Raw genomic sequence first — 26218 nt, 5'->3', positions numbered from 1 at the left:
AACGGTATTTTATAAATTGGCTTGGCATGTGTTTCGGAGAGTTTTCGCCATTAGGGTTTATTCGTTTCAATAAGGTTAATTGAGTGGCTCAAAGTTCAACCTTTTGTGCAGTAGCGGTACTGGTGCGTTTTTTAACTCTTCCGTTAAACCACGCAACCATGGTAACTTGTTGTTAGTTTAACGTATTTAATAAAAAACAACTAATCGGGTAGCCGGAGGTCTCTAACCTCCAGCCCCCACACCACCCTGCATGCGGCTCCGCACAGGGCGGTTCATTTAGAACCCCTAACTTAAACACACTGGTTAGGGTAGTGAACCTTTATCCATCCATTTCTTAGTGAATACAAACCCGCTTTATCCAGATAACTATTGCTCAGTGCTTGCTGGATACCCGGCGTTTTAGAACTTCGCCACGGCCCTTTGCTGGTGATACCACAAGCAACCGCTGCTTGGATCTTAACGCCCCGTCTGAGTAAGTTTTGTACCTTAGTCCGAGGCTTACGCCATTGACGCCAATAACACATTCTTACTCGACGGCGGATCCAGTGGTCGAGTTCAACACAGGCTTGATACGCATTCGCTATGCCAAAGTAATTGATCCAGCCTCGCAAGTACTGACTCACTTTAAATAATTGATAACCCATACTGACGCCCCAATTTCGGTTCGTCAGACGCCTCATCTTTTGTTTGAAAATGTGCAGTGTTTTAGCATGCCACTGGATCTTGCCTCGTTTAAAGGTAAAACCGAGAAATTTACTTTCGCCTACCTTAACCACTTGGCTTTTCTGTTCATTAACTACCAGTTTAAGCTTCGTGGCTAGGTAGCGAGTAATGCTGGTTAGCACCCGTTTCCCCGCACGTTTTGACTTGACCAAGATGATAAAGTCATCCGCGTAACGGGCGAATTTATGCCCTCGGCTTTCCAACTCTTTATCTAAATTATCTAACATAATGTTCGATAATAAAGGCGAGAGTGGACCTCCTTGAGGCACACCTTCATGACTGGGCAATAACTTACCATTCACCATCACACCAGCACGTAGGTATTTGCCAATCAACGCCAATAGGCGTTTATCTTGCACCTTACGCTTTAGCTGTGTCATCAATAAGTCGTGGTTTACTCTGTCAAAGAACTTAGACAGATCAACATCGACGGCGAATTTCCTTTTCGTCTTGATGATTTCTCGCACTTGATACACCGCTTGTTGAGCATTCTTATTAGGACGAAAGCCGAAGCTGTTCACTGAGAAGAATGGATCAAACAAGGGCGTTAGCACTTGGGCTATTGCTTGCTGAATAATACGGTCAAGCACAGTGGGTATGCCCAATTGGCGTTTACCACCATCAGGTTTATCAATGTCCACTCGTCTGACTGCATTCGGTTGATATTCTCCTTGTTCCAATTGAGTTTTACATGTTTGCCAGCCACCTTGTTGTGCCCATAAGCTGAAAGCATCAATGGACATGTCATCAATACCTGCGGCTCCTTTATTGGCTTTAACTCGTTGCCAAGCGCGTTGTAAATTCATCGGTTCAAGAAGTTGTTGAAATAGATCTTGGTTGAAAGCTGGCTGCGGGTTATTACGCTGCTTATAGTAATCGCCTGACGGCGTAGTGGGTATAGGCAAGTTAAACAAGACTCCTCTTTCTTCTAAATGTTCAGGCCTTCACCTTGTCCCAACCATTACGATGGGCATTTGGCTACTATACCGTCTGCTGACTTCTGTTTAATCACATGCCTAGTTACCTAATCATGCGCTATCGTTTTCATCGGTTCGCTCTTTTGGCTCGATGACCGCCAAAAGCCAAGGCACTTATTAACCAGAGCCTTACTGGTTGCTTTTCGATCGCGTGTTAAACAGATCTCCCCAGATAAGAACATGTACTTTCTTTGCACTGCTGCATCATTTACGGTGGCCATTAGATCACGTGGTTTCGTCGTCTTGTGCCAACTCACCTCTAGCCTACGCCTCATATGATGTTTTTGTTCATCAGCTCGCAAATTTGCTAGCGGCTTCCTTCAGACCAATCCTCACGGATAAGCCCTTGCCATTCGCTAGTAGTTAGCGTTTAATAACAACATGTTAATTAAACGGTGACCTTCCTACAGAGGACTTTCACCTCATTAGTTCATGCCCATGCTGGGCGTACACAAGCCATTCAAACGGACAAATTACAGTTGGCTTTTTGTTCGTGCCTCACTTATTTTAGCCAACTGCAATTTGCCGCTTAATGGGGCGTTATAGGGTTTCCGATGGATCGCAGAAATACTCCACAAGAAAATAAGATTCTCGATTATGTAAATCAAACTAAGAATTCTTATGGTGAAAATGATAAAAGCTCACGTAAAGCTATCAAAAAACGCAAAGCTCAGGTCAATCGTAGCTTTCGGAGAGAAGAGTCAAATATTCTAAATCAGTCAATTGATGATTTAGAAGAATTAGATATTGAGCTAAGTGAGCAACCTAGAAACCAATGGAAAAAATTTGCCGATGAATCACTCATTGAACATTTAGCAAATGGAACAAGTGATAGTACCCGTACTAAAGGTGTTGAACTTGATAGTGATTTACAAAAAGAAGCAATAAAGCGCTTAAAAAAGAAGAAGCGTGAAACAACCCTATAACAAGCAATTCAACAGGACTAAAAACAGCGGGCTTTTCGCTTCGCTCCATTTTAGCCCACTATTTTTAGCCCGTTAATTGGGCGTTAGCCGTTTATCGTATCACCGAGTTTAAATTTTAAAATTTAATTACATAAATATAAGGAAATAAAATGAAAAGAATTTTACTAATTAGTACTGTAATATTATTAATTTCAGCATGTTCAGATACTAAAGAGCCGTTGCTTGCCGGATGCCTGAGTATTGGAATGGAAGAGCAAATGCAAGGAATGGAAGAAAGTGATAGGTATTCTGTTCACAAAGGTGTTGAAATGGGGTGTGGAATGGTTATAAAAGAATGTGATAAATCGCCTAATGGTGAAATGTGTATAGCTTTTAAAAAGAAGTTTGGAGGCGAAGATTAATAAGGGGAAGCTTACTTGCCACCTATTAATGATGTTGGCTTTAGTTTTTCTGATTGCTACGCGCTACATGTTATATGTATCTATGCAAGCGGAGTTTGGAGCTCAAGCAACGGGGGCAAATATTTCATATGTTCTTATTTGGGTGGTCGCATATTGGTTAGCGTTAACCTCAAATAAGATGGTAACTAACTCCATTATTGGCTTTTTCGCAGTTGTTTTATCACCATGCATAATGTCACTTGTTGGCTATATTCTTCTAATTGTCATGTCTATTATTCGAAGAAAGAAACCTAATGAAGCGTGTACAAACGGCTAATCGGGTAGCCGGAGGTCTCTAACCTCCAGCCCCCACACCACCCTGCATGCGGCTCCGCACAGGGCGGTTCATTTAGAACCCCTAACTTAAACACACTGGTTAGGGTAGTGAACCTTTATCCATCCATTTCTTAGTGAATACAAACCCGCTTTATCCAGATAACTATTGCTCAGTGCTTGCTGGATACCCGGCGTTTTAGAACTTCGCCACGGCCCTTTGCTGGTGATACCACAAGCAACCGCTGCTTGGATCTTAACGCCCCGTCTGAGTAAGTTTTGTACCTTAGTCCGAGGCTTACGCCATTGACGCCAATAACACATTCTTACTCGACGGCGGATCCAGTGGTCGAGTTCAACACAGGCTTGATACGCATTCGCTATGCCAAAGTAATTGATCCAGCCTCGCAAGTACTGACTCACTTTAAATAATTGATAACCCATACTGACGCCCCAATTTCGGTTCGTCAGACGCCTCATCTTTTGTTTGAAAATGTGCAGTGTTTTAGCATGCCACTGGATCTTGCCTCGTTTAAAGGTAAAACCGAGAAATTTACTTTCGCCTACCTTAACCACTTGGCTTTTCTGTTCATTAACTACCAGTTTAAGCTTCGTGGCTAGGTAGCGAGTAATGCTGGTTAGCACCCGTTTCCCCGCACGTTTTGACTTGACCAAGATGATAAAGTCATCCGCGTAACGGGCGAATTTATGCCCTCGGCTTTCCAACTCTTTATCTAAATTATCTAACATAATGTTCGATAATAAAGGCGAGAGTGGACCTCCTTGAGGCACACCTTCATGACTGGGCAATAACTTACCATTCACCATCACACCAGCACGTAGGTATTTGCCAATCAACGCCAATAGGCGTTTATCTTGCACCTTACGCTTTAGCTGTGTCATCAATAAGTCGTGGTTTACTCTGTCAAAGAACTTAGACAGATCAACATCGACGGCGAATTTCCTTTTCGTCTTGATGATTTCTCGCACTTGATACACCGCTTGTTGAGCATTCTTATTAGGACGAAAGCCGAAGCTGTTCACTGAGAAGAATGGATCAAACAAGGGCGTTAGCACTTGGGCTATTGCTTGCTGAATAATACGGTCAAGCACAGTGGGTATGCCCAATTGGCGTTTACCACCATCAGGTTTATCAATGTCCACTCGTCTGACTGCATTCGGTTGATATTCTCCTTGTTCCAATTGAGTTTTACATGTTTGCCAGCCACCTTGTTGTGCCCATAAGCTGAAAGCATCAATGGACATGTCATCAATACCTGCGGCTCCTTTATTGGCTTTAACTCGTTGCCAAGCGCGTTGTAAATTCATCGGTTCAAGAAGTTGTTGAAATAGATCTTGGTTGAAAGCTGGCTGCGGGTTATTACGCTGCTTATAGTAATCGCCTGACGGCGTAGTGGGTATAGGCAAGTTAAACAAGACTCCTCTTTCTTCTAAATGTTCAGGCCTTCACCTTGTCCCAACCATTACGATGGGCATTTGGCTACTATACCGTCTGCTGACTTCTGTTTAATCACATGCCTAGTTACCTAATCATGCGCTATCGTTTTCATCGGTTCGCTCTTTTGGCTCGATGACCGCCAAAAGCCAAGGCACTTATTAACCAGAGCCTTACTGGTTGCTTTTCGATCGCGTGTTAAACAGATCTCCCCAGATAAGAACATGTACTTTCTTTGCACTGCTGCATCATTTACGGTGGCCATTAGATCACGTGGTTTCGTCGTCTTGTGCCAACTCACCTCTAGCCTACGCCTCATATGATGTTTTTGTTCATCAGCTCGCAAATTTGCTAGCGGCTTCCTTCAGACCAATCCTCACGGATAAGCCCTTGCCATTCGCTAGTAGTTAGCGTTTAATAACAACATGTTAATTAAACGGTGACCTTCCTACAGAGGACTTTCACCTCATTAGTTCATGCCCATGCTGGGCGTACACAAGTTGCTTAAACGGACAAAAAACAGTTGGCTTTTGCTCGTTCCTCGCTAATTTTAGCCAACAATTTTATTGCCGCTTAGCAAAGCGTTAGTTGGCTAATAAAAAAAATCGTCTAAGTACTAAATAATTCAGTTTCACCAATTCACTGTTTGGTGCTTTACCGCGAATAAGTTAGTCACTTTCATCACGTTTCTGAAAGGTGTATTAGCGTAACTATTCACTCTAAATAGTGAGTGTAATGGCTCAAATTCACGGTTTGGTATTTTCATTACTGTGCGTTTAAGTTATTGTTGTATTTGGTTAAAGTGTGTTGCAACTAACAAGCAAATCAACTGGGACACGTAACACTTGCTCGGTTCCACTTCGTTTCACATTTTAGCAAGTATTACTTAGCCCGTTATTTGGGCGTTAGTTGGCTATCAAAAACTATTTACTAAGTGCTAAATAATTCAGTTTCACCAATTCACTGTTTGGTGCTTTACCGCGAATAAGTTAGTCACTTTTATCATGTTTCTGAAAGGTGTATTAGTGTAACTATTCGCTCTAAATAGTGAGTGTAATGGCTCAAATTCACGGTTTGGTATTTTCATTACGGCGCGTTTAAGTTATTGTTGTACTTGGTGAAAGTATGTTGCAACTAACAAGCAAATCAACTGGGACACGTAACACTTGCTCGGTTCCACTTCGTTTCACATTTTAGCAAGTATTACTTAGCCCGTTATTTGGGCGTTAGTTGGCTAATAAAAAAGATCGTCTAAGTGCTAAATAATTCAGTTTCACCAATTCACTGTTTGGTGCTTTACCGCGAATAAGTTAGTCACTTTCATCACGTTTATGAAAGGTGTATTAGCGTAACTATTCGCTCTAAATAGTGAGTGTAATGGCTCAAATTCACGGTTTGGTATTTTCATTACGGTGCGTTTAAGTTATTGTTGTACTTGGTGAAAGTATGTTGCAACTAACAAGCAAATCAACTGGGACACGTAACACTTGCTCGGTTCCACTTCGTTTCACATTTTAGCAAGTATTACTTAGCCCGTTATTTGGGCGTTATGTGTAAATGAGTATGGATGAAGCATTAGTTAAATTAACAGAGTATGTATGCGCAATGTCAGAAGCATTAGCTAATGATGGTAATGCCAATGATCGCCCAATTCTGACTAAGCATTTAGCTTTCGCTGCTGAAATGTATGCGTTGTTACATAAAACTCATGATATTTCATCTATCCACGATTTAGTTAAAACTGAAATTCGTGGACATGGTTACTCATTTATAGCCGGAGCTTCAGGCGAGTCCATTACAAAAAAGTGGGTGGCTTTTACAGCATCTTGTGGTGTTAAACAGTAATTACACATAACAAGTCAAATCAACAAGGACACGCAACAGTTGGCTGCGTTTCGCTTCGCTGCACATTTTAGCCAACTATTACTTAGCCTGTTATTTGGGCGTTAGTTGGCTAATAAAAAATATCGTCTAAGTGCTAAATAATTCAGTTTCACCAATTCACTGTTTGGTGCTTTACCGCGAATAAGTTAGTCACTTTTATCACGTTTATGAAAGGTGTATTAGCGTAACTATTCGCTCTAAATAGTGAGTGTAATGGCTCAAATTCACGGTTTGGTATTTTCATTACGGTGCATTTAAGTTATTGTTGTACTTGGTGAAAGTATGTTGCAACTAACAAGCAAATCAACTGGGACACGTAACACTTGCTCGGTTCCACTTCGTTTCACATTTTAGCAAGTATTACTTAGCCCGTTATTTGGGCGTTAGTTGGCTAATAAAAAAGATCGTCTAAGTGCTAAATAATTCAGTTTCACCAATTCACTGTTTGGTGCTTTACCGCGAATAAGTTAGTCACTTTCATCACGTTTCTGAAAGGTGTATTAGCGTAACTATTCACTCTAAATAGTGAGTGTAATGGCTCAAATTCACGGTTTGGTATTTTCATTACGGTGCGTTTAAGTTATTGTTGTACATGGTGAAAGTATGTTGCAACTAACAAGCAAATCAACTGGGACACGTAACACTTGCTCGGTTCCACTTCGTTTCACATTTTAGCAAGTATTACTTAGCCCGTTATTTGGGCGTTAGTTGCTTTTAAAAACTAGATCTAAGGGCGGAACAAATAAGTTTCACCAGTTTAGGTTTTGGTGGTAACCGCGAATAGGTTTATTCACTGTTTGGGAAACTCTCCGGGCTAAGATTAGCAAAACCATTCGCTCAAAAAGGGTTAGTATTGTGGCTCAAGTTCAAAGCTTGCCGTTTTAATAACGGTGTATTTAAATACGTTAAGCGTTTGATTCAACTACGGTTGCATCTAACAAGCAATTCAACGTGACACGCAACAGTTGGCCGCGTTCACTCCGTTCACAAGTATGGCCAACTATTACTTAGCCCGTTAATTGGGCGTTAGGTTAATCAAGGATGATCGCATGAAATGTCCGCATTGTGACGAAAGAATCAGTATATTCTCTAAATCAATTAATAATTTATCAAGTGATAAAAGGTGCCCGGGTTGCAATGGAAAAATTGCAACAGATATTAACATTTTACTTTTCGTGGTTTTAATTATTGCTGCAAATTATTTAACGGATGAATTTATTATTCCTTTTATATCCATCGAGGATATTCCGAGGTATCTTATTACGGGAATTGTTAGTGGATTAGTAGCTGGTTTATTAACACGTTTGAAATCAAAAGATTAACCTAACAAGAAATTAAACAAGGACACGTAACAGTTGGCTACGTTTCGCTTCGCTACACATTTTAGCCAACTATTACTTAGCCTGTTAATTAGGCGTTAGGCATCAAGTTGGAGTTACAAATGTTCACCTATTTCAAAAAAAACTTTGCTATTACCTCTAGTTTCATTATTTTGATCGGAGCCGTAATAACTTTTTTAGGAATGTTTTTTTCTAATTTCAATGGCGAAGTGTCAAATAGTCAACAAGACTGGGGAGCTTTTGGTAGCTATATAAGTGGTACAATTGGAGTATTAGCCGCTTGTCTTGCTGTTGTCTGGTTAATGATTTCTGTGCACTTACAGAAAGTAGAGCTACAACATTTAAAAAGTGAATTGGCGTCATCAGCAGATGAACAAAAAAAACAAACATATATAAGTGCACTTACTGCGCTTATAAGTTCAAGTCGCCAAGCTATAACTGAATACCAAAATGATTTAATGGCTTTGAATAATGGCAGTAAACATCTCCATCCAATGGTTGATAAAGTTGGAATATTTATGAGTATTGATGAAGAATTGATGAAATTGAAATTCTATCAAGAACAGATTGCTATATATCTTAAAGAGCAATATGTAGATCCGTACCCCAATAAAGGATCAAGTACGGTAAGTGACGATATACCATTTTAAAATGCCTAATCGGGTAGCCGGAGGTCTCTAACCTCCAGCCCCCACACCACCCTGCATGCGGCTCCGCACAGGGCGGTTCATTTAGAACCCCTAACTTAAACACACTGGTTAGGGTAGTGAACCTTTATCCATCCATTTCTTAGTGAATACAAACCCGCTTTATCCAGATAACTATTGCTCAGTGCTTGCTGGATACCCGGCGTTTTAGAACTTCGCCACGGCCCTTTGCTGGTGATACCACAAGCAACCGCTGCTTGGATCTTAACGCCCCGTCTGAGTAAGTTTTGTACCTTAGTCCGAGGCTTACGCCATTGACGCCAATAACACATTCTTACTCGACGGCGGATCCAGTGGTCGAGTTCAACACAGGCTTGATACGCATTCGCTATGCCAAAGTAATTGATCCAGCCTCGCAAGTACTGACTCACTTTAAATAATTGATAACCCATACTGACGCCCCAATTTCGGTTCGTCAGACGCCTCATCTTTTGTTTGAAAATGTGCAGTGTTTTAGCATGCCACTGGATCTTGCCTCGTTTAAAGGTAAAACCGAGAAATTTACTTTCGCCTACCTTAACCACTTGGCTTTTCTGTTCATTAACTACCAGTTTAAGCTTCGTGGCTAGGTAGCGAGTAATGCTGGTTAGCACCCGTTTCCCCGCACGTTTTGACTTGACCAAGATGATAAAGTCATCCGCGTAACGGGCGAATTTATGCCCTCGGCTTTCCAACTCTTTATCTAAATTATCTAACATAATGTTCGATAATAAAGGCGAGAGTGGACCTCCTTGAGGCACACCTTCATGACTGGGCAATAACTTACCATTCACCATCACACCAGCACGTAGGTATTTGCCAATCAACGCCAATAGGCGTTTATCTTGCACCTTACGCTTTAGCTGTGTCATCAATAAGTCGTGATTTACTCTGTCAAAGAATTTTGATAGATCAACATCGACGGCGAATGTCCTTTTCGTCTTGATGATTTCTCGCACTTGATACACCGCTTGTTGAGCATTCTTATTCGGACGAAAGCCGAAGCTGTTCACTGAGAAGAATGGATCAAACAAGGGCGTTAGCACTTGGGCTATTGCTTGCTGAATAATACGGTCAAGCACAGTGGGTATGCCCAATTGGCGTTTACCACCATCAGGTTTATCAATTTCCACTCGTCTGACTGCATTCGGTTGATATTCACCTTGTTCCAATTGAGTTTTACATGTTTGCCAGCCACCTTGTTGTGCCCATAAGCTGAAAGCATCAATGGACATGTCATCAATACCTGCGGCTCCTTTATTGGCTTTAACTCGTTGCCAAGCGCGTTGTAAATTCATCGGTTCAAGAAGTTGTTGAAATAGATCTTGGTTGAAAGCTGGCTGCGGGTTATTACGCTGCTTATAGTAATCGCCTGACGTCGTAGTGGGTATAGGCAAGTTAAACAAGACTCCTCTTTCTTCTAAATGTTCAGGCCTTCACCTTGTCCCAACCATTACGATGGGCATTTGGCTACTATACCGTCTGCTGACTTCTGTTTAATCACATGCCTAGTTACCTAATCATGCGCTATCGTTTTCATCGGTTCGCTCTTTTGGCTCGATGACCGCCAAAAGCCAAGGCACTTATTAACCAGAGCCATACTGGTTGCTTGGTGATCGCGCGTTAAACAGATCTCCCCAGATAAGAGCATGCACTTTCTTTGCACTGCTGCATCATTTACGGTGGCCATTAGATCACGTGGTTTCGTCGTCTTGTGCCAACTCACCTCTAGCCTACGCCTCATATGATGTTTTTGTTCATCAGCTCGCAAATTTGCTAGCGGCTTCCTTCAGACCAATCCTCACGGATAAGCCCTTGCCATTCGCTAGTAGTTAGCGTTTAATAACAACATGTTAATTAAACGGTGACCTTCCTACAGAGGACTTTCACCTCATTAGTTCATGCCCATGCTGGGCGTACACAAGTCGTTTAAAAGGACAAAAAACAGTTGGCTTTTGCTCCTTCGTAGCTAATTTTAGCCAACAATTTTTTGCCTCTTAACGAGGCGTTAGGCTTACCAATCAATAATGGAGTTACACATGCAAGTAGAAAATAAATTTAAAGTTGGCGATATAGTAAAAATAAAATCTGGAGGTCCAGATATGACAATACAAACGATGCCTTCACAGAGAAACTCATACTATTACTGCCAATGGTTTGCAGGAAAGAAGCTTGAAATTGGTCATTTTCCTGAAGGTTCTTTAGAACTTGTTGCTCAAGAAGTTAAATAATGGATGTTAATGAAACTTTATCATGGATGATTTTATTACTCGAAAAAGACGGGTGTATTTATCAGGATGATGTAGTTGATAAATTAGTTAAATCAGCAAGCGAAGATTTATTGCGTGAAAATAGTGATGGGAATCTAGTTCTTAATCGAGTGTTACTTAATGCTTTCAAGAAACTAACTGAGACAAATGTTGTTTGGGTTAATGCTGGAAAGTATTGGCGATTTAGAGTTCCTGAAGATGAACCAGGCAGAGGTGCTAGAGGATAAGCCATACAAGTCACTCAAAAGGACAAATAACAGTTGGTTTTTGCTCCTTCGTCGCTTATTTTAACCAACTATTATTTGCCTCTTAGTGAGGCGTTGAGGCTGTAGAATAACTAATTCAGCCAAAACTACTAAAATTTTGTGCTCCTGTATCGAACTGCAGAGGATTAACTCGATATAGGTAATGCATTTACCACCCCGATTTTAGGGGGTAATTCATAATAAACGAGTTATTCTACAAGCTCGTTATGTGCTAGGAATATAAATGGTTCAGTGGTATCGAAAATTATACGCTCTAATTATTTCATTTTTTAGTGAAAGTAAGTTTGTTGAATTAGAAGTGAAAAATGCTGTGTTGTTGCATACAGAAATAGGTGAGGACACCATTAGAAATAGGCACACACAACAGTTTAAAGAAGGTTTGTGTATCTATCGTAAAGATGTCTATACCTCTTTTATATATGTAGGGCTGATGGTTTTATTAGTTATTTCTTTAGGGCTGTTTAAAGGCAACTTGTCTCTTGAATATAGATTTGATATAGCAAAGTTATCTGGCTTTATTGGTACGTTTTTAGCCAGTTGGGCAACCGTGATAGAGCTAGGTAGTGGTATGAAAACGAGAGGTGGAACAAGTTTGGTTGAAGTAATTCGTCCTATGTTGTTTAAGTGCTTATTTTTACCCGGAGTTTTCCTCATGCTTACTGGCGCTGTCGTGTAACGCACATAACAAGGAATTTAAACGGAACAAAAACAGTGGGTTACGTTTCGCTTCGCTACATATTTTAACCCACAAAATATAGCAGACACCCCTTTCAATTGAACTAAACAAAAACCTCAACTATGCTTATTTAATCAGCAATAAAACCAGTTGAGGTCACTATGGCAACGGCAAGAAAACAGCAAGTCAGTTTAATTGATACCTGTTATTATCACTGTATCTCTCGTTGTGTTCGTCGTGCTTTTCTATGTGGCGAAGATAAGTTAACCGGGCAAAGCTTTGAACATAGGCGCGGTAGAATATAGCAGACACCCCTTTCAATGGAACTAAACAAAAACCTCAACTATGCTTATTTAATCAGCAATAAAACCAGTTGAGATCACTATGGCAACGGCAAGAAAACAGCAAGTCAGTTTAATTGATACCTGTTATTATCACTGTATCTCTCGTTGTGTTCGTCGTGCTTTTCTATGTGGCGAAGATAAGTTAACCGGGCAAAGCTTTGAACATAGGCGCGGTTGGGTCAAAGATAAACTATTAGCGTTAAGCCAAACCTTTGCTATTGATGTATGTGCTTACGCGGTAATGAGTAATCATACTCATCTTGTTTTACATGTTGATGTTGAGCAAGCCAAAGCATGGTCAATGCATGAAGTTGTTACTCGTTGGCATCAATTATTTAAAGGCACATTAATCACACAACAATATTTACGCGGCGAAAAACTGATTAAACCTCTACAACAAATACTGGAAGAAACCGCAGAGGTGTATCGAGCAAGGTTAATTGATATCAGCTGGTTTATGCGCATTCTAAATGAAAGTATTGCTGTACAAGCCAACAAAGAAGATGGATGCACAGGCAGGTTCTGGGAAGGTCGCTTTAAATCCCAAGCCTTATTAGATGAAGCTGCTGTTATCGCCTGTATGGCGTATGTTGATTTAAACCCGATAAGAGCCAACATAGCTACAACCCCCGAAACCTCAAACCACACCAGTATTCAACAACGCATTCATTCAGCCAAAAAAGCAAAGCAACCGAAAGTACTTTTCCCTTTTATTGGCAATCCAAGACAAAACGCGCCTAAAGGTTTAGCTTTTGAGCTAACAGAGTATATTGAATTAGTTGATTTAACAGGTCGTTGTATTAGGGAAGACAAATGCGGCTACATTGACAATAACCTGCCCAATATACTCACTCGATTAAACATCAGTACTGAAAACTGGTTAGTATTGACCACACAATTTAGAACATTATTTCATGGCGCGGTGGGTAATCCTAAAGCGTTAACTGAGTTTTGTCAGCATCAACACCTTAAAAAACGTGCGGCAGTCTCTGTTTGCCAAAAGCTATTCGCTTAGCATCACTTCATAACCAAACTCGTAACAAAAAGTCATAACCAATTAAGCATATTTTTGAGACTTAAGGCTTTAGCATGACTGAAATTTACCGAGCAGCTGATTTCATCCTCTACAGCCAACAATTCATTTTTTTTACGTGAAACCCCTCAATAACAGGTGATGTAAATGATGAGAATTTAATGACTTGTGATAACCTATGGTGATTATTTTAAAGGGATGTCTGATGTTTTTGCCAAAAAAGCAAAGCAACCGAAAGTACTTTTCCCTTTTATTGGCAATCCAAGACAAAACGCGCCTAAAGGTTTAGCTTTTGAGCTAACAGAGTATATTGAATTAGTTGATTTAACAGGTCGTTGTATTAGGGAAGACAAATGCGGCTACATTGACAATAACCTGCCCAATATACTCACTCGATTAAACATAAGTACTGAAAACTGGTTAGTATTGACCACACAATTTAGAACATTATTTCATGGCGCGGTGGGTAATCCTCAAGCGTTAACTGAGTTTTGTCAGCATCAACACCTTAAAAAACGTGCGGCAGTCTCTGTTTGCCAAAAGCTATTCGCTTAGCATCACTTCATAACCAAACTCGTAACAAAAAGTCATAACCAATTAAGCATATTTTTGAGACTTAAGGCTTTAGCATGACTGAAATTTACCGAGCAGCTGATTTCATCCTCTACAGCCAACAATTCATTGTTTTTACGTGAAACCCCTCAATAACAGGTGATGTAAATGATGAGAATTTAATGACTTGTGATAACCTATGGTGATTATTTTAAAGGGATGTCTGATGTTTTTATTTACCACCATCAGGTTTATCAATTTCCACTCGTCTGACTGCATTCGGTTGATATTCACCTTGTTCCAATTGAGTTTTACATGTTTGCCAGCCACCTTGTTGTGCCCATAAGCTGAAAGCATCAATGGACATGTCATCAATACCTGCGGCTCCTTTATTAGCTTTAACTCGTTGCCAAGCGCGTTGTAAATTCATCGGTTCAAGAAGTTGTTGAAATAGATCTTGGTTGAAAGCTGGCTGCGGGTTATTACGCTGCTTATAGTAATCGCCTGACGGCGTAGTGGGTATAGGCAAGTTAAACAAGACTCCTCTTTCTTCTAAATGTTCAGGCCTTCACCTTGTCCCAACCATTACGATGGGCATTTGGCTACTATACCGTCTGCTGACTTCTGTTTAATCACATGCCTAGTTGCCCAGTCATGCGCTATCGGTTTTCATCGGTTCGCTCTTTTGGCTCGATGACCGCCAAAAGCCAAGGCACTTATTAACCAGAGCCTTACTGGTTGCTTTTCGATCGCGTGTTAAACAGATCTCCCCAGATAAGAACATGTACTTTCTATGCACTGCTGCATCATTTACGGTGGCCATTAGATCACGTGGTTTCGTCGTCTTGTGCCAACTCACCTCTAGCCTACGCCTCATATGATGTTTTTGTTCATCAGCTCGCAAGTTTGCTAGCGGCTTCCTTCAGACCAATCCTCACGGATAAGCCCTTGCCATTCGCTAGTAGTTAGCGTTTAATAACAACATGTTAATTAAACGGTGACCTTCCTACAGAGGAACTTTCACCTCATTAGTTCATGCCCATGCTGGGCGTACACAAGTTAATTAAACGGAATAAAAACAGTTGGTCATCGCTTCGCGATTTTAACCAACCATTTTTATCCGCTTATTAAGGCGTTGAGGCTGTAGAATAACTAATTCAGCCAAAACTACTAAAATATTGTGCTCCTGTATTGATCTGTAGAGGATTAACTCGATATAGGTAATGCATTTACCACCCCGATTTTAGGGGGTAATTCATAATAAACGAGTTATTCTACGAGCTCATTATGTTTTCAATCTAGGAAGGAGTCGTATGATTAAGCAGAGTTTTATTTTTGGTGCTGTATTAACTTTTCTCGGTAGTCTACTTCATATAGCTATAATTATTGGCGGTCCAGATTGGTATTTAGCTTCAGGAGCCGGTGAAAATATGGCTACACTAGCTAAATCTGATTCTATGTATCCAGCTTTTGTTGGCTCAATTTTGGTGTGCATCTTCTTCGGGTGGTCTTTGTACGCACTCTCTGGAGCAGGTATAATACGTAGGCTTCCATTTTTAAAACTTTTTCTAATACTAATCGCTGGCTTATGTATCGTTCGAGGATTGTACGGTTTTTTTATACCTCTACTGTTTAATACTCCATACGTCATAAATTTGGGCGTTTGGTTTTGGGTAGCGAGTTCAATGGTTTGGTTAGTAATTGGTTTGTTTTATGCCGCAGGTATCAGATCTCGTTGGTCTTACATTAGTGGTGTGAAAACATAAGCTAATAAATCAGGAGTGTTTATGAGATGTATTTTAGTATTGGTACTATCTTTATTTTTTGCTAGCACTAGCGCAGAAAACTTAGGAGAGATTAAGAATGGAAACACCGAAATGACGAAGCACAATAAAATTAATTATATTGAAATTCCAGCTAAAAATATTGAAGCCACAAAGGTTTTCTTCAGTGATGTTTTCGGTTGGTCATTTGTGGATTATGGTCCAGATTATTCTAGTTTCACTGCTCAAGGGGTAGATGGTGGGTTCTTCAAATCAGATTTAGTTGTTTCTACTAAGAATGGAAGTCCGTTAATTGTTCTTTATAGTAATTCGCTTGAAACAACTCAAGAAAAAATTGAGAAAGCAGGTGGTGAAATAATTAAGCCTATTTTTTCATTTCCTGGTGGAAGAAGATTTCACTTTGGTGATCCAAATGGAAATGAATTTGCAGTTTGGGCAGAATGATTACATAACAAACCATTCAAAAAGGACTAAAATTTTGTGCTCCTGTATCGAACTGTAGAGGATTAACTCGATATAGGTAATGTATTTTACCACCCCGATTTTAGGGGGTAATTCATAATAAACGAGTTATTCTACAAGCTCGTTAGAAGTTTTATCAATAATGGAGTTAAATTGAAAAATTTATTAATTTTCATAGTTATTTGTTTCGGGGCTTGGCTATTCTTTTTAAAAGATAATACCGTAGTAGAATCTTCTAAAAAATCTGCGGTAAATGCGTTTTCAAATAGTAGTGCAATGCAAACTTTAGCTAAAGCCAAAGAAATAGCTAAACCTAAAGTTATTTATAAATGCGATGGTAGGCAACATTGTTCTCAAATGACCTCGTATGAAGAAGCAAAATACTTTATTCAGCATTGTCCTAATACCAAAATGGACGGTGATAATGATGGTATTCCATGCGAGAAACAATTCAATAAATGGTAGTGTTTTCAAACCTCTAATCGGGTAGCCGGAGGTTTCTAGCCACCAGCCCCCACACCACCCTGCATGCGGCTCCGCACAGGGCGGTTGCCAAAGATGTTTAGAATAAATTGGCCGATTAGCTCCTACTTATTCCAGTGCTAGTTGCTATATTATCAACGCCACTATTTCTAAATCCCGGTCTGGCATGGAATATTGAGTTGCACAGTCTCCTCACTGATCTTCAAGTTCAGGCCTTCACCCTGTCCCAACCATTACAAAAGAGAGAGGACATTGGGCGCTATTACCTAAATAATAAGTGCCGTCTGCTGACATCGTTAATCACATGCCTAGTTGCCCAATCATGCGCTATCGATTTTGACCTCCACGGATGGCGGAAATGCAGATATTGCAGGAGCAATATATCTGCCATCTGGTTCGCTCTTTTGGTTCGATGACAGCCAAAAGCCAAGACACTTATTAACCAGAGCCTTACTGGTAACTTTTCGATCGCATGTTAAACAGATCTCCCCCCACTCTACCAGAATAAGAAGAACATGTACTTTCTTTGCACTGCATCATCATTTACGGTGGCCATTAGATCACGTGGTTTCGTCGTCTTGTGCCAACTCACCTCTAGCCTACGCCTCATATGATGTTTTTGTTCATCAGCTCGCCTGCTTTACCAATAGGGAGGGCTAGCGGCTTGACCGCCACGGATAAGCCCTTGCCATTCGCTAGTAGTTAGCGTTTAATAACAACATGTTATTCTCTTATCGAAAAGAGTAACGGTGACCTTCCTACAGAGGACTTTCACCTCATTAGTTCATGCCCATGCTAGGCGTACACAAGTCATTTAAATGGAAAATTAACCGTTGGCTAGGTTCCGCTCCGCTACACATTTTAACCAACTATTTATCGCCGCTTAGTAAGGCGTTAGTTTTGTATCTAATTTTGGCGCTAGCTAAAAGTAATCCATTGGATTATAATTGTTCTCATGCAAACAATAGTTGAATTACCAGAATATAAAAAGCAAGTTCAAAAACACCTATCTAAAAGTGATTCTGAACTTTTAATAAATTATCTAGCAGAGCACCCTAAAGCTGGTACCTTATGCAAGGCACTGGCGGAATCCGAAAATTAAGATGGTCTAAAAGCGGAGGAGGAAAAAGTGGTGGTGTGAGAGTAATATATTACTTTCATAGTGAATCAATGCCATTATTTCTTCTTTCACTTTTTGGAAAAAATGAAAAAGCTAATTTATCCCATTCTGAGCGCAACTTGCTAGCTAAATTTACTCTTAAATTAATTAAAAACTACGGAGGCTAAAATGAGTAGCATCTTTGAAAGTATTAAGCAGGGGTTAACTGAAGCGGTAGACTTCAGTGAAGGCAATATTAAACAAGCCACTGTTCATAAGTTTGATCCTGTTGATGTTAAAGCAATCCGATCAAATGTACACATGACCCAGACTGAGTTCGCCTCAAATTTCGGTATCAGTTTAGGTACACTTCGGCACTGGGAGCGCGGTGATAGAACACCTAGAGGCCCAGCATTGGTTTTATTAACAGTGTTATCTAAAAACCCAAGTGCTGTTATTCGAGCTTTAGCGTAAACAAAAAATAATCGGGTAGCCAGAGGTATCTAACCTCCAGCCCCCACACCACCCTGCATGCGGTTCCGCACAGGGCGGTTCATTTAGAACCCCTAATCTAAACACTCTGATTAGGGTAGTGAACCTTGACCCATCCCTCTCTTAGTGAATATAAACCCGCTTTAGCCAAATAGTCGTTATTCAATGCTTGTTGAATACCCGGTGTTTTCGAGCTCCGCCGTCGAGTAGCACATTCTTACTCGACGGCGGAGCCAGTGATCTAGCTCTACACAAGTTTGATAAGCGTTAGCAATACCAAAATAGTTGATCCAGCCTCGCAGATACTGACTCACTTTAAACAATTGATAACCCATACTGACACCCCAATTTCGGTTGGTCAGACGCCTCATCTGATGTTTTTGTTCATCAGCTCGCCTGCTTTACCAATAGGGAGGGCTAGCGGCTTGACCGCCATGGATGGTAAAAATGCAGATATTGCAGGAGCAATATATCTGTCCTTCAGACCAATCCTCATGGATAAGCCCTTGCCATTAGCTAGTAGTTAGCGTTTAATAACAACATGTTATTCTCTTATCGAAAAGAGTAACGGTGACCTTCCTACAGAGGACTTTTACCTCATTAGTTCATGCCCATGCTGGGCGTACACAAGTCATTTAAATGGAAAATTAACAGTTGGCTATCGCTTCGCGATTATAGCAAACCATTAATTTCCGCTTAATGAGGCGTTAGCTTTCAAGTCAAAGTTTGTGTATACTTCAATAATATTTAGCCGCTTAACGTGGCATTATATCTTTCCCTTTTCTTAGGAGCTTAATATGAGCCAAGAAGAAGCGCGTTTAATGATTGAAAAATTAAACGAACATACTATAGAAAGTACATCAAGTGCTGAAAAAGCTTTAGCTGTTTTAGTTGCCGCGGGTATTGTGAAACAAGACGGGACTCCTGAAGAACCTTATAGTGTATAAATACCACCCAACTCTTGTTCTAGGTTTTCATGCCTGTGAACGTAAAATAGGTGAAGAAATATTAAACGGCACTAAAGGCTTCAAAGCTAGTGAAAATGATTTTGACTGGTTGGGATCTGGAATGTATTTCTGGGAAAATAGTCCCGCTAGAGCCGAGGCCTACGGTATCGAATTAAAAGAAAAACGAAAAAAACTTCAAGACCCAATGGTAATTGGTGCTGTAATTCATTTAGGTCGATGTTTTGACTTACTTGAATCAAATTGTTTAGATGTCCTCCAAGCTCATTACAAAGCTCTCGAAAAATTGCATTCAACAGCTAATATATCAATGCCAAATAATGAAACCGCATTTATTGGGGATAGCGATAAGCTTTATAGAAAGCTTGATTGCGCTGTTATTCAATATATGCATTCTGAAATTTCATCTCAAAATGATATACCTTTTGATACTACTCGAGGTGCTTTCTGGGAAGGCGATGACCTTTATCCTGGAGCTGGATTTAAAGAAAAAAACCATATACAACTTTGCGTTAGAAACCCAAACTGCATAAAAGGATATTTTAGACCTCTTGAACTTGATCAAAATTTCTCTAAAATATAACCTTGTCTAAATTTCAAGCTAATCTGGTAGCCAGAGGTATATAACCTCCAGCCCCCACACCACCCTGCATGCGCCGCCGCACAGAGCGGTTCATTTAGAACCCCTAATCTAAACACTCTGATTAGGGTAGTGAACCTTGACCCATCCCTCTCTTAGTGAATATAAACCCGCTTTAGCCAAATAGTCGTTATTCAATGCTTGTTGAATACCCGGTGTTTTCGAGCTTCGCCATTGACGCCAGTAGCACATTCTTACTCGACGGCGGAGCTAGTGTTCTAGCTCTACACAAGTTTGATAAGCGTTAGCAATACCAAAATAGTTGATCCAGCCTCGCAGGTACTGACTCACTTTAAACAATTGATAACCCATACTAACACCCCAATTTCGGTTGGTCAGACGCCTCATCTGATGTTTTTGTTCATCAGCTCGCCTGCTTTACCAATAGGGAGGGCTAGCGGCTTGACCGTCATGGATGGTAAAATGCAGATATTGCAGGAGCAATATATCTGTCCTTCAGATCAATCCTCACGGATAAGCCCTTGCCATTCGCTAGTAGTTAGCGTTTAATAACAACATGTTATTCTCTTATCGAAAAGAGTAACGGTGACCTTCCTACAGAGGACTTTTACCTCATTAGTTCATGCCCATGCTGGGCGTACACAAGGTAATCAAGACGGACACGTAACAGTGGGCTACGTTTCGCCTCGCTACACAATTTTAGCTAACCATTACTTAGCCTGTTATTTGGGCGTTATATGCAAAAGGAACTTCTGCACATGGATATCAATGTAACACTGTTCGGTAAGATAGTTTTTTACTCTATGTTTATCGTTGGTGGCTTAAGCTATTACTTAGGTAAACGCAAAACTGAAAAACCTAAAGTGGCAACACTAATTGGTGTTTTATTATGTATTACGCCGCCACTAAATATTGTCTACCTAATTGTTTTAATGTTAAAAAATGACGTTGTACCAAAATCAAATATTGAAACTTCGGTGTGATTTTCATATAAAAAAATGAATCAGGACATAATACAGTTGGCTTTTTGTTCTTGCCTCACTTATTTTAGCTAACTGCAATTTGCCGCTTAAAATAGCGTTAGCTGGCCAATAAGTAACGTATATTGCACTGTCGGGGGAATGTCGGGGGAAATTCGTAACCGACATTAACAAAATCAATGAATACTTGTGATTCTTAAGTACAGAGGTAAGTTTAATGATTCTTAAAGAACTACGTATTAGCCATCACCTTTCACAAGATCAATTAGCTCAAATGTCTGGATTAAATGTAGGACAATTCAACGGATTGAAAGTGGTGCAAACGCTAGTTTAGAGTCCCTTAAATGTCTTGCTGCTGCACTTGAGGTTGATGTATCAACTTTGAATCAGGAGAAACTTATCATTGATAAAAAATCAGATAATTGGAAAGCTTTACCTTTACTATTGAAGTGTTGGTTTGTCTTTAACTTTTTACAAACTCGACCGAGCAGAAAATCAGTATCTAGAGTTGAAACTATCGGTCACATAAGTGGTTTTATTTTTTGTTGCTTAGGGCTCATAAGTGAAGCTGCACTTGTTGGTGGGCTACTCATGCTTGCTACTGCTTATTTATACCATTGGTTAAAATGGCAAGGTGATAAGTATGGTATTTGGTATGATAATGACTCAGTAAAAGGCAGCTAAGTAAATCAATGCAAGGCTATTATTGCTATTTTTTTCGGTATCCCCGCGGCTAACAATCGTTAATATATTTCCTTAAAAAAGGGTTACACTGTATTACAGAATATAGCATAATCCATATTAGTAACAATCTGTATCTATAATAAAATCAACAAATAACGAGATAATAACATGAACTTACTTTCAAAAAACTCAGAGACCATTTATGTCTTATTGAGAATTGTTTCAGGTGCTTTATTTGCCTCTCACGGTGCACAGAAAATATTCGGTTGGCTTGCTAGCCACGAAACTGTTTTAGGCTCTCAAATGTGGTTTGGTGGACTGATAGAATTAGTCTGTGGTTTATGTTTAATACTAGGATTTCAAACTCGCATTGCAGCTTTTTTATCTAGCGGTACAATGGCTGTAGCTTACCTACAATTCCATTGGGCTTTCCGGTTTGATGAAAACTTTTTTCCTCTAATTAATCATGGTGATGCTGCAATACTTTATTCTTTTCTGTTTTTGTTTATAGCGAGTAAAGGTGCGGGTAAATGGTGTTTGGATAAAATTGAGAGTACCAATACGACTGACTAACCGCGCATTAAGTAACGATCTCACTTTAGCCGCTTAATATAAGCGTTATATTTTCAATAGGTCTTAGTATGAATCAAGTCAAAGGTTTTGCTTTTTCGTTTGTGATAGTCATTATTTCATTTTTAGTGTCCGCCATAGCGGCGGGAATACTTGCTGATTTAGCTGGTATTTGGAAAAAACCCGTTATTGGTGCTACTGCTGCTTTTTGTGTGGTTATTGCTGGTTATGTCACCGCACCTAGCCATAAACAATTAGCATCCGTCGTTTGGTTAATTGTAGGACTTATTGCTGCTTGGGATTTAGCCGGTAATTCACATTACCCTGAAGGGTATGAACTTGCCTCTCAGCCGACATTCATTCCTTTGTTCGCCACCTATATTAGCGGCCTAGTTGCTTTATTAATATGTATGGCGTGGCACAAAAAGCATAACAAAAAATAAACCAGCACACCTAAGGGCTGATTTAAGTAAGCTCCAGCAACGCTGAAGGTGTATAGTAGCGTCAGTATTTTTAACTAGATAGACCAACAATATGCCCGAGTACTACCTTCATAGCATAAATGCCCAACAGGCGCTGGAGGCCATAGCCCAAGGACTATCCTGCGTCAGGCTATCCACTGATCTGAACCTTTCAGAACGGGACTTTTCCTTAAGTGATCAGAGCCTAGTGCTCGACCAAGACAATCAACTGTCCATTGAGCAACTTAAAAAAATCGTCAAGAAGACACAGAGGATCTACCTCTGTCGCGATGGCGATATGACCCCACTTGAAGACCGCAGCTCTGGCTACTACAAGCTTGTTCCCACAGCTGGTGCACCTCTGCTAGAAATTAGTGGTGTTAAGATGCACATATCTAAGGGAACCGACCCCTTTGTCAGTGCCTCTGCGATGGCTCAACAGGCGGTACGTAAGGGTGATAAGGTATTGGACTGCTGCAGCGGACTGGGTTATGCGGCCATTGCTGCCCTTCGACTAGGTGCAAGCGAGGTACTTAGCATCGAACTGAGCCGTGAAGTAATGGGGCTGCGCGCGCAGAACCCTTGGTCAAAAGATTTGGCCCTAGAGGGAATTGTGCAACGTCAGGGCAATAGCTTTGAGCTTATAACTACAATGCCGGCAACTTCCTTCGATTCAGTCATTCACGATCCACCGCGTTTTTCCCTCGCTGGAGAACTTTATAGTGAAGAGTTCTACCGGCAGATTTTCCGAGTACTGCATCGGAACGGACGGCTTTTTCATTACACTGGCAATCCACACGTAGTAAAGAAAGGCAGCAGTTTTGTCGATGGTGTCATCCGACGGCTCAAAGCGGCAGGCTTCAAGCGTGTGGTAAAGGTAGAACATTTGATGGGCGTCACTGCACAGAAATAATAGTATAAAAGGGCGCGGTGACATTATTACTGATACTTAGTTCTACTGGTATCTGCCCCTTTGCAACGAACAATACCGGGTGAATAAAGCCACTGATACTACCGAGTACTCAACACACTTTTTATAAGGGAATATTATGGAAGTTAAAATATTTACTAAAATTTTACGAGCTAAAATAGGTTTTCTGCCTAAATCTGATGTCGCAACCGATCATGGTTTAGAGGGTGAAATTAATCTTTGGTTAGCCACACAGCAAAATATCAAAGTTCATAATATCACTCAATCACAAAGTGGTGGTTCCTTTCAGCCAGCAACCATTGTGGTCAGTATTTGGTATAACTAAAGCAAATACCATAAAAATAATGGGGCGATAGCCTTAACCTCACGTTGTTCCCCTGCCCTACTCTGTGCAAGGTAATGTTTCGATGAGCAAATTCACCAGCAAGCGCATAAGCAATTTTTTATCGCTAATTCAGTAATAACACAAATTGTTACAGAGATCATCCGCTAATCTGGCAATATGAACCGTAGAACTTTATTGGCTAGTATTCTTAACTGACTAACCAAGCTAAGACCTTTTAATCATGCCGATATCCCCTTGTTACTTGCTTATTTAAATGATCAACAAGTAACACAATATATTACCGCCGCCATCCCTTAACCCTACACGGCTGATGATGCTCTTTGCTGGGTAAACATTGGCAGCCAAGCTGACCCCATATCAAAGCTATTGCACTTGATGGTAATTTGGCCGGGATGGCATATTAATAATGGCCAGCTTCTTGATGAATATTTATTTTCAAAACTTAACTAGTCCCTGATTAAGTGGTCAAGAGTTAGCTAATCAAATAAAAGTCCGTCACTTAATTAGTTCACGGCTTTGTTGTTGTTCGAATTAGAGTATTTTCCAATGATAGAAGTATTTATTTTAGCCTTAGCATTAAGTATGGATTCTTTTGCGGTATCCATTGGCTTAGGCGCAAGCAAACAGCACGGTAAAATCGCTCCTTTAGGGATAATAGTTGCCCTGTATTTTGGCCTACTTCAAGGAGTCATGCCAATAATAGGTTTTCTAGGCGGTAAAGGGCTGTTAAGTTGGACCGACTCCTATACCCAGTGGATTGCATTTTTATTGCTTTTTCTTATTGGTACAAAAATGATTTATGAGTCTTTCTCAGCAGGGATAGAAGGAAATTTAAGCAAAATTACCCATCGCGTTTTATTAATTCTTGCCATTGCCACCAGTATTGATGCGATGGCAGCGGGCTTTAGCTTAAACCTTTTGCCGGTAAACCCTTTCCTTGCTTGTTTTATTATTGGGATAATTACCTTTTTCTTTAGCTGGCTTGGTGTATTGGTGGGCATTAAGGGGGGCACATGGCTAGAGAGTAAAGCTGAGTTTGTTGGCGGTATCACCTTGATTATGATGTCAATAAAAATACTGTTAACGTCTTAACTCGGTACTAACGTCAAAAGAAAGCAAATAACAGTTAACAATATCGCCACTATTCATTATTGAGAAAATAGTTTTAGCGTAGTGGCAACACTCTAGGGGCAATTGCCTACTTGAGTTTAATGACTCGATTTTTGTTACTAAACATCATAATGATAGCCCCCAGCAACGCACTTGCGCCCGCCATCATAAAAGCGGTTCCTGCGCCTAAGCCATCTAACCATATTATACCGGTAATATAAGCTCCAATAGCACCACCAACGCCATAAACACCACCTAAATAGATGCCCTGCCCGCGGCTTTGTTCTGTTTTACTAAAGTGCGAAGAGATAAATTGCATGCTGGCACAATGATAAATAGCAAAGCTCGCCGCATGGCTTAATTGAATCAGTCCGAGCCATAACACTGAGCCAGCCACTTCTGGCATTAAAAACCATCGTAAGGCGGTAATAGCTAAACTAAAGACCAGTAAGCTAGTTAAAGCGAAACGTTTAAACAGCTTGCCCATATAAATAAAGGCAATGACTTCGGCGACAACGCCCATAGATATAAATAAGCCAATCGCTAAACCAGAGTAATGAAAGTCACGTAAAAATAGTGCAAAAAAACCATAATAGGGCGCAAAACTAATTTGTAATAATAAACCGGCAATGAAAAAGCACATAAAATGCCTGTCCATGAGTTTAGGCAAAATGGCGCCCTGTTTGTTCACCTTATCTTTAACAGCGGTTACTGTCTTTAACGGTGTTAACATTAAGGTACTAACAAATAAACCAGCCAATATTACCATGCCAATACCAGTAAAGCTTTGATAGCCAAATACACTCATTACCTCACCAGCGATGATTGCTAACGCAATAAAACCCAAACTGCCCCATAAACGTACTCGGGCATATATTTTATTACTGTGCCGCAAAGACGTTAAGGTATGTACTTCCAGTTGCGGTAAAATAGCGGTCCAAAATAGGGTAAAAAGAGCCAAACAAAAGGTAATTGGCCAATAGTGATTAAGCCAAAACAGTAAGCTAAAACTCAGTAGCGCTAAAAAGGCACCCAGTCGAATAATAAACAACGGCTTGGCGGTTTTATCTGCCAGCATTGCCCACAAACTAGGGGCGACGATTTTTGTCGCGGTGATAATGGCAAGAATTTCACCTACTTGCCGGGAGTTAAAGCCCTTACCATCGAGGTATATTGATAAAAAAGGTGAAATGAGGCCAAGTAAGGCAAAATAAAAAAAGTAATTTGATGATAATCGCACAAACATCATCTTAAAAAGTGCCAAGCTAGTGAGCCTTATAATGAGTGATAACTAATAGATAGCTGATTGATAGCTGAGTATTAACCGATTAACATCTTGGTGATAATCGGTTAATAAATATAGTGAATTATCTAAAAACAGCTTGAGGGTGTTTTATCATAAGA

At 40.3% G+C, this 26218-nt stretch carries 28 protein-coding genes and 4 pseudogenes; 25 read left to right on the top strand and 7 right to left on the bottom strand.

Annotation, left to right across the window (positions count from 1 at the left end; genetic code table 11):
• Positions 1-290: 290 nt before the first annotated feature.
• Positions 291-1637 (bottom strand): group II intron reverse transcriptase/maturase, encoded by a 1347-nt coding sequence (gene ltrA / locus CMT41_RS07135; RefSeq protein WP_082606468.1) that lies wholly within the window; start codon positions 1635-1637, stop codon positions 291-293.
• Positions 1638-2254: 617 nt separating this feature from the next.
• On the opposite strand from ltrA (CMT41_RS07135), the gene CMT41_RS07125 reads away from it, so the two are divergent.
• Both CMT41_RS07125 and CMT41_RS07120 read left to right on the top strand, forming a co-directional pair.
• A complete protein-coding gene (locus tag CMT41_RS07125; RefSeq protein WP_058026780.1) occupies positions 2255-2626 on the top strand; it encodes a hypothetical protein in 372 nt (123 codons plus the stop codon).
• Positions 2627-2775: 149 nt separating this feature from the next.
• A complete protein-coding gene (locus tag CMT41_RS07120) occupies positions 2776-3027 on the top strand; it encodes a hypothetical protein (RefSeq protein ID WP_058026778.1) in 252 nt (83 codons plus the stop codon).
• A 402-nt stretch (positions 3028-3429) separates the two neighbouring features.
• On the opposite strand, the gene ltrA (CMT41_RS07115) is transcribed toward CMT41_RS07120, so the two are convergent.
• The gene (gene ltrA / locus CMT41_RS07115) at positions 3430-4776 is read right to left on the bottom strand and encodes a group II intron reverse transcriptase/maturase (protein ID WP_082606468.1); all 1347 of its coding nucleotides are present in this window, start codon (positions 4774-4776) and stop codon (positions 3430-3432) included.
• Between the two features lie 1582 nt (positions 4777-6358).
• On the opposite strand from ltrA (CMT41_RS07115), the gene CMT41_RS07105 reads away from it, so the two are divergent.
• The 3 genes from CMT41_RS07105 (at position 6359) to CMT41_RS07095 (ending at position 8669) form a co-directional block, all read left to right on the top strand.
• Positions 6359-6640, top strand: coding sequence for a hypothetical protein (locus tag CMT41_RS07105; protein ID WP_157466298.1), 282 nt, complete (start codon positions 6359-6361; stop codon positions 6638-6640).
• 1088 nt (positions 6641-7728) lie between these two features.
• Positions 7729-8001 (top strand): hypothetical protein, encoded by a 273-nt coding sequence (locus CMT41_RS07100; protein ID WP_058026775.1) that lies wholly within the window; start codon positions 7729-7731, stop codon positions 7999-8001.
• Between the two features lie 119 nt (positions 8002-8120).
• The gene (locus tag CMT41_RS07095) at positions 8121-8669 is read left to right on the top strand and encodes a hypothetical protein (RefSeq protein ID WP_058026774.1); all 549 of its coding nucleotides are present in this window, start codon (positions 8121-8123) and stop codon (positions 8667-8669) included.
• A 95-nt stretch (positions 8670-8764) separates the two neighbouring features.
• Here the strand turns inward: CMT41_RS07095 and ltrA (CMT41_RS07090) are convergent, their stop codons facing one another.
• A complete protein-coding gene (gene ltrA / locus CMT41_RS07090; protein WP_058026772.1) occupies positions 8765-10111 on the bottom strand; it encodes a group II intron reverse transcriptase/maturase in 1347 nt (448 codons plus the stop codon).
• Between the two features lie 633 nt (positions 10112-10744).
• Here ltrA (CMT41_RS07090) and CMT41_RS07080 point away from each other — a divergent pair.
• From CMT41_RS07080 to CMT41_RS07060, 6 genes and pseudogenes are all read left to right on the top strand, one after another.
• A complete protein-coding gene (locus CMT41_RS07080; RefSeq protein ID WP_058026769.1) occupies positions 10745-10936 on the top strand; it encodes a YodC family protein in 192 nt (63 codons plus the stop codon).
• The gene (locus CMT41_RS07075) at positions 10936-11202 is read left to right on the top strand and encodes a DUF6953 family protein (protein WP_058026768.1); all 267 of its coding nucleotides are present in this window, start codon (positions 10936-10938) and stop codon (positions 11200-11202) included. The genes CMT41_RS07080 and CMT41_RS07075 overlap by 1 nt, the downstream gene beginning before the upstream one ends.
• 262 nt (positions 11203-11464) lie before the next feature.
• Positions 11465-11917, top strand: coding sequence for a hypothetical protein (locus tag CMT41_RS07070; RefSeq protein ID WP_058026766.1), 453 nt, complete (start codon positions 11465-11467; stop codon positions 11915-11917).
• Positions 11918-12078: 161 nt separating this feature from the next.
• Positions 12079-12213, top strand: a pseudogene (locus CMT41_RS18590) (transposase); the annotation flags it as partial.
• Positions 12214-12301: 88 nt separating this feature from the next.
• The gene (locus CMT41_RS07065) at positions 12302-13276 is read left to right on the top strand and encodes a transposase (RefSeq protein ID WP_058026764.1); all 975 of its coding nucleotides are present in this window, start codon (positions 12302-12304) and stop codon (positions 13274-13276) included.
• A gap of 216 nt (positions 13277-13492) precedes the next feature.
• The gene (locus CMT41_RS07060) at positions 13493-13849 is read left to right on the top strand and encodes a hypothetical protein (RefSeq protein ID WP_198149792.1); all 357 of its coding nucleotides are present in this window, start codon (positions 13493-13495) and stop codon (positions 13847-13849) included.
• Between the two features lie 229 nt (positions 13850-14078).
• Here CMT41_RS07060 and CMT41_RS19025 read toward each other — a convergent pair whose 3' ends face one another.
• Positions 14079-14384 (bottom strand): hypothetical protein, encoded by a 306-nt coding sequence (locus tag CMT41_RS19025; protein ID WP_232300031.1) that lies wholly within the window; start codon positions 14382-14384, stop codon positions 14079-14081.
• Between the two features lie 775 nt (positions 14385-15159).
• Here CMT41_RS19025 and CMT41_RS07045 point away from each other — a divergent pair.
• The 5 genes and pseudogenes from CMT41_RS07045 (at position 15160) to nadS (ending at position 18148) form a co-directional block, all read left to right on the top strand.
• Complete coding sequence (locus CMT41_RS07045; protein ID WP_057180658.1) at positions 15160-15612, top strand: hypothetical protein; 453 nt, start codon at positions 15160-15162, stop codon at positions 15610-15612.
• Positions 15613-15723: 111 nt separating this feature from the next.
• Positions 15724-16074: a VOC family protein gene (locus CMT41_RS07040; protein WP_057180659.1), complete on the top strand. Its 351-nt coding sequence runs from the start codon at positions 15724-15726 to the stop codon at positions 16072-16074.
• Between the two features lie 345 nt (positions 16075-16419).
• Positions 16420-16557 (top strand): annotated as a pseudogene (locus CMT41_RS19785) (excalibur calcium-binding domain-containing protein); the annotation flags it as partial.
• A gap of 1089 nt (positions 16558-17646) precedes the next feature.
• Complete coding sequence (locus CMT41_RS07030) at positions 17647-17862, top strand: type II toxin-antitoxin system RelE/ParE family toxin (RefSeq protein ID WP_083494234.1); 216 nt, start codon at positions 17647-17649, stop codon at positions 17860-17862.
• A 1-nt stretch (position 17863) separates the two neighbouring features.
• The gene (gene nadS, locus CMT41_RS07025; RefSeq protein WP_057180655.1) at positions 17864-18148 is read left to right on the top strand and encodes a NadS family protein; all 285 of its coding nucleotides are present in this window, start codon (positions 17864-17866) and stop codon (positions 18146-18148) included.
• 97 nt (positions 18149-18245) lie between these two features.
• On the opposite strand, the pseudogene CMT41_RS18580 reads toward nadS, so the two are convergent.
• A pseudogene (locus CMT41_RS18580) lies at positions 18246-18546 on the bottom strand (group II intron maturase-specific domain-containing protein); the annotation flags it as partial.
• 417 nt (positions 18547-18963) lie between these two features.
• Between CMT41_RS18580 and CMT41_RS19020 the strand changes: the two are divergent.
• Both CMT41_RS19020 and CMT41_RS07020 read left to right on the top strand, forming a co-directional pair.
• A complete protein-coding gene (locus tag CMT41_RS19020) occupies positions 18964-19113 on the top strand; it encodes a hypothetical protein (protein ID WP_157466296.1) in 150 nt (49 codons plus the stop codon).
• Positions 19106-19714 carry a hypothetical protein gene (locus CMT41_RS07020; RefSeq protein ID WP_083494233.1) on the top strand — a complete coding sequence of 203 codons (609 nt, stop codon included), beginning with the start codon at positions 19106-19108 and terminating at the stop codon, positions 19712-19714. Before CMT41_RS19020 ends, CMT41_RS07020 begins: the two co-directional genes overlap by 8 nt.
• Positions 19715-19822: 108 nt before the next feature.
• Here the strand turns inward: CMT41_RS07020 and CMT41_RS18575 are convergent.
• Positions 19823-20128 (bottom strand): annotated as a pseudogene (locus CMT41_RS18575) (group II intron maturase-specific domain-containing protein); the annotation flags it as partial.
• Between the two features lie 362 nt (positions 20129-20490).
• Here CMT41_RS18575 and CMT41_RS07015 point away from each other — a divergent pair.
• The 7 genes from CMT41_RS07015 (at position 20491) to CMT41_RS06985 (ending at position 24796) form a co-directional block, all read left to right on the top strand.
• Complete coding sequence (locus CMT41_RS07015) at positions 20491-20715, top strand: hypothetical protein (RefSeq protein ID WP_058026754.1); 225 nt, start codon at positions 20491-20493, stop codon at positions 20713-20715.
• 378 nt (positions 20716-21093) lie between these two features.
• The gene (locus tag CMT41_RS19485) at positions 21094-21396 is read left to right on the top strand and encodes a hypothetical protein (protein WP_232300030.1); all 303 of its coding nucleotides are present in this window, start codon (positions 21094-21096) and stop codon (positions 21394-21396) included.
• A 168-nt stretch (positions 21397-21564) separates the two neighbouring features.
• Positions 21565-21969 carry a DoxX family protein gene (locus CMT41_RS07005; RefSeq protein ID WP_057180646.1) on the top strand — a complete coding sequence of 135 codons (405 nt, stop codon included), beginning with the start codon at positions 21565-21567 and terminating at the stop codon, positions 21967-21969.
• Positions 21970-22037: 68 nt separating this feature from the next.
• Positions 22038-22409, top strand: coding sequence for a hypothetical protein (locus CMT41_RS07000; RefSeq protein ID WP_058026753.1), 372 nt, complete (start codon positions 22038-22040; stop codon positions 22407-22409).
• Between the two features lie 91 nt (positions 22410-22500).
• Positions 22501-23340, top strand: a complete 840-nt coding sequence (locus CMT41_RS06995; protein WP_058026751.1) for a class I SAM-dependent methyltransferase — start codon at positions 22501-22503, stop codon at positions 23338-23340.
• Positions 23341-23476: 136 nt separating this feature from the next.
• A complete protein-coding gene (locus CMT41_RS06990; RefSeq protein ID WP_057180643.1) occupies positions 23477-23683 on the top strand; it encodes a hypothetical protein in 207 nt (68 codons plus the stop codon).
• Positions 23684-24250: 567 nt separating this feature from the next.
• The gene (locus tag CMT41_RS06985; protein ID WP_058026750.1) at positions 24251-24796 is read left to right on the top strand and encodes a manganese efflux pump MntP; all 546 of its coding nucleotides are present in this window, start codon (positions 24251-24253) and stop codon (positions 24794-24796) included.
• 106 nt (positions 24797-24902) lie between these two features.
• On the opposite strand, the gene CMT41_RS06980 is transcribed toward CMT41_RS06985, so the two are convergent.
• On the bottom strand, positions 24903-26060 hold the full coding sequence (locus CMT41_RS06980) for an MFS transporter (RefSeq protein WP_232300063.1): 1158 nt from the start codon (positions 26058-26060) through the stop codon (positions 24903-24905).
• Between the last annotated feature and the right edge of the window lie 158 nt (positions 26061-26218).

Origin of the sequence: Colwellia sp. MT41 (assembly GCF_001444365.1) — a bacterium.
In the GTDB taxonomy this organism is placed as follows: Bacteria; Pseudomonadota; Gammaproteobacteria; order Enterobacterales; family Alteromonadaceae; genus Colwellia; species Colwellia marinimaniae.
Note: the sequence above shows the minus strand (reverse complement) of the source record. Positions and strands in the feature narration are given on the sequence as shown.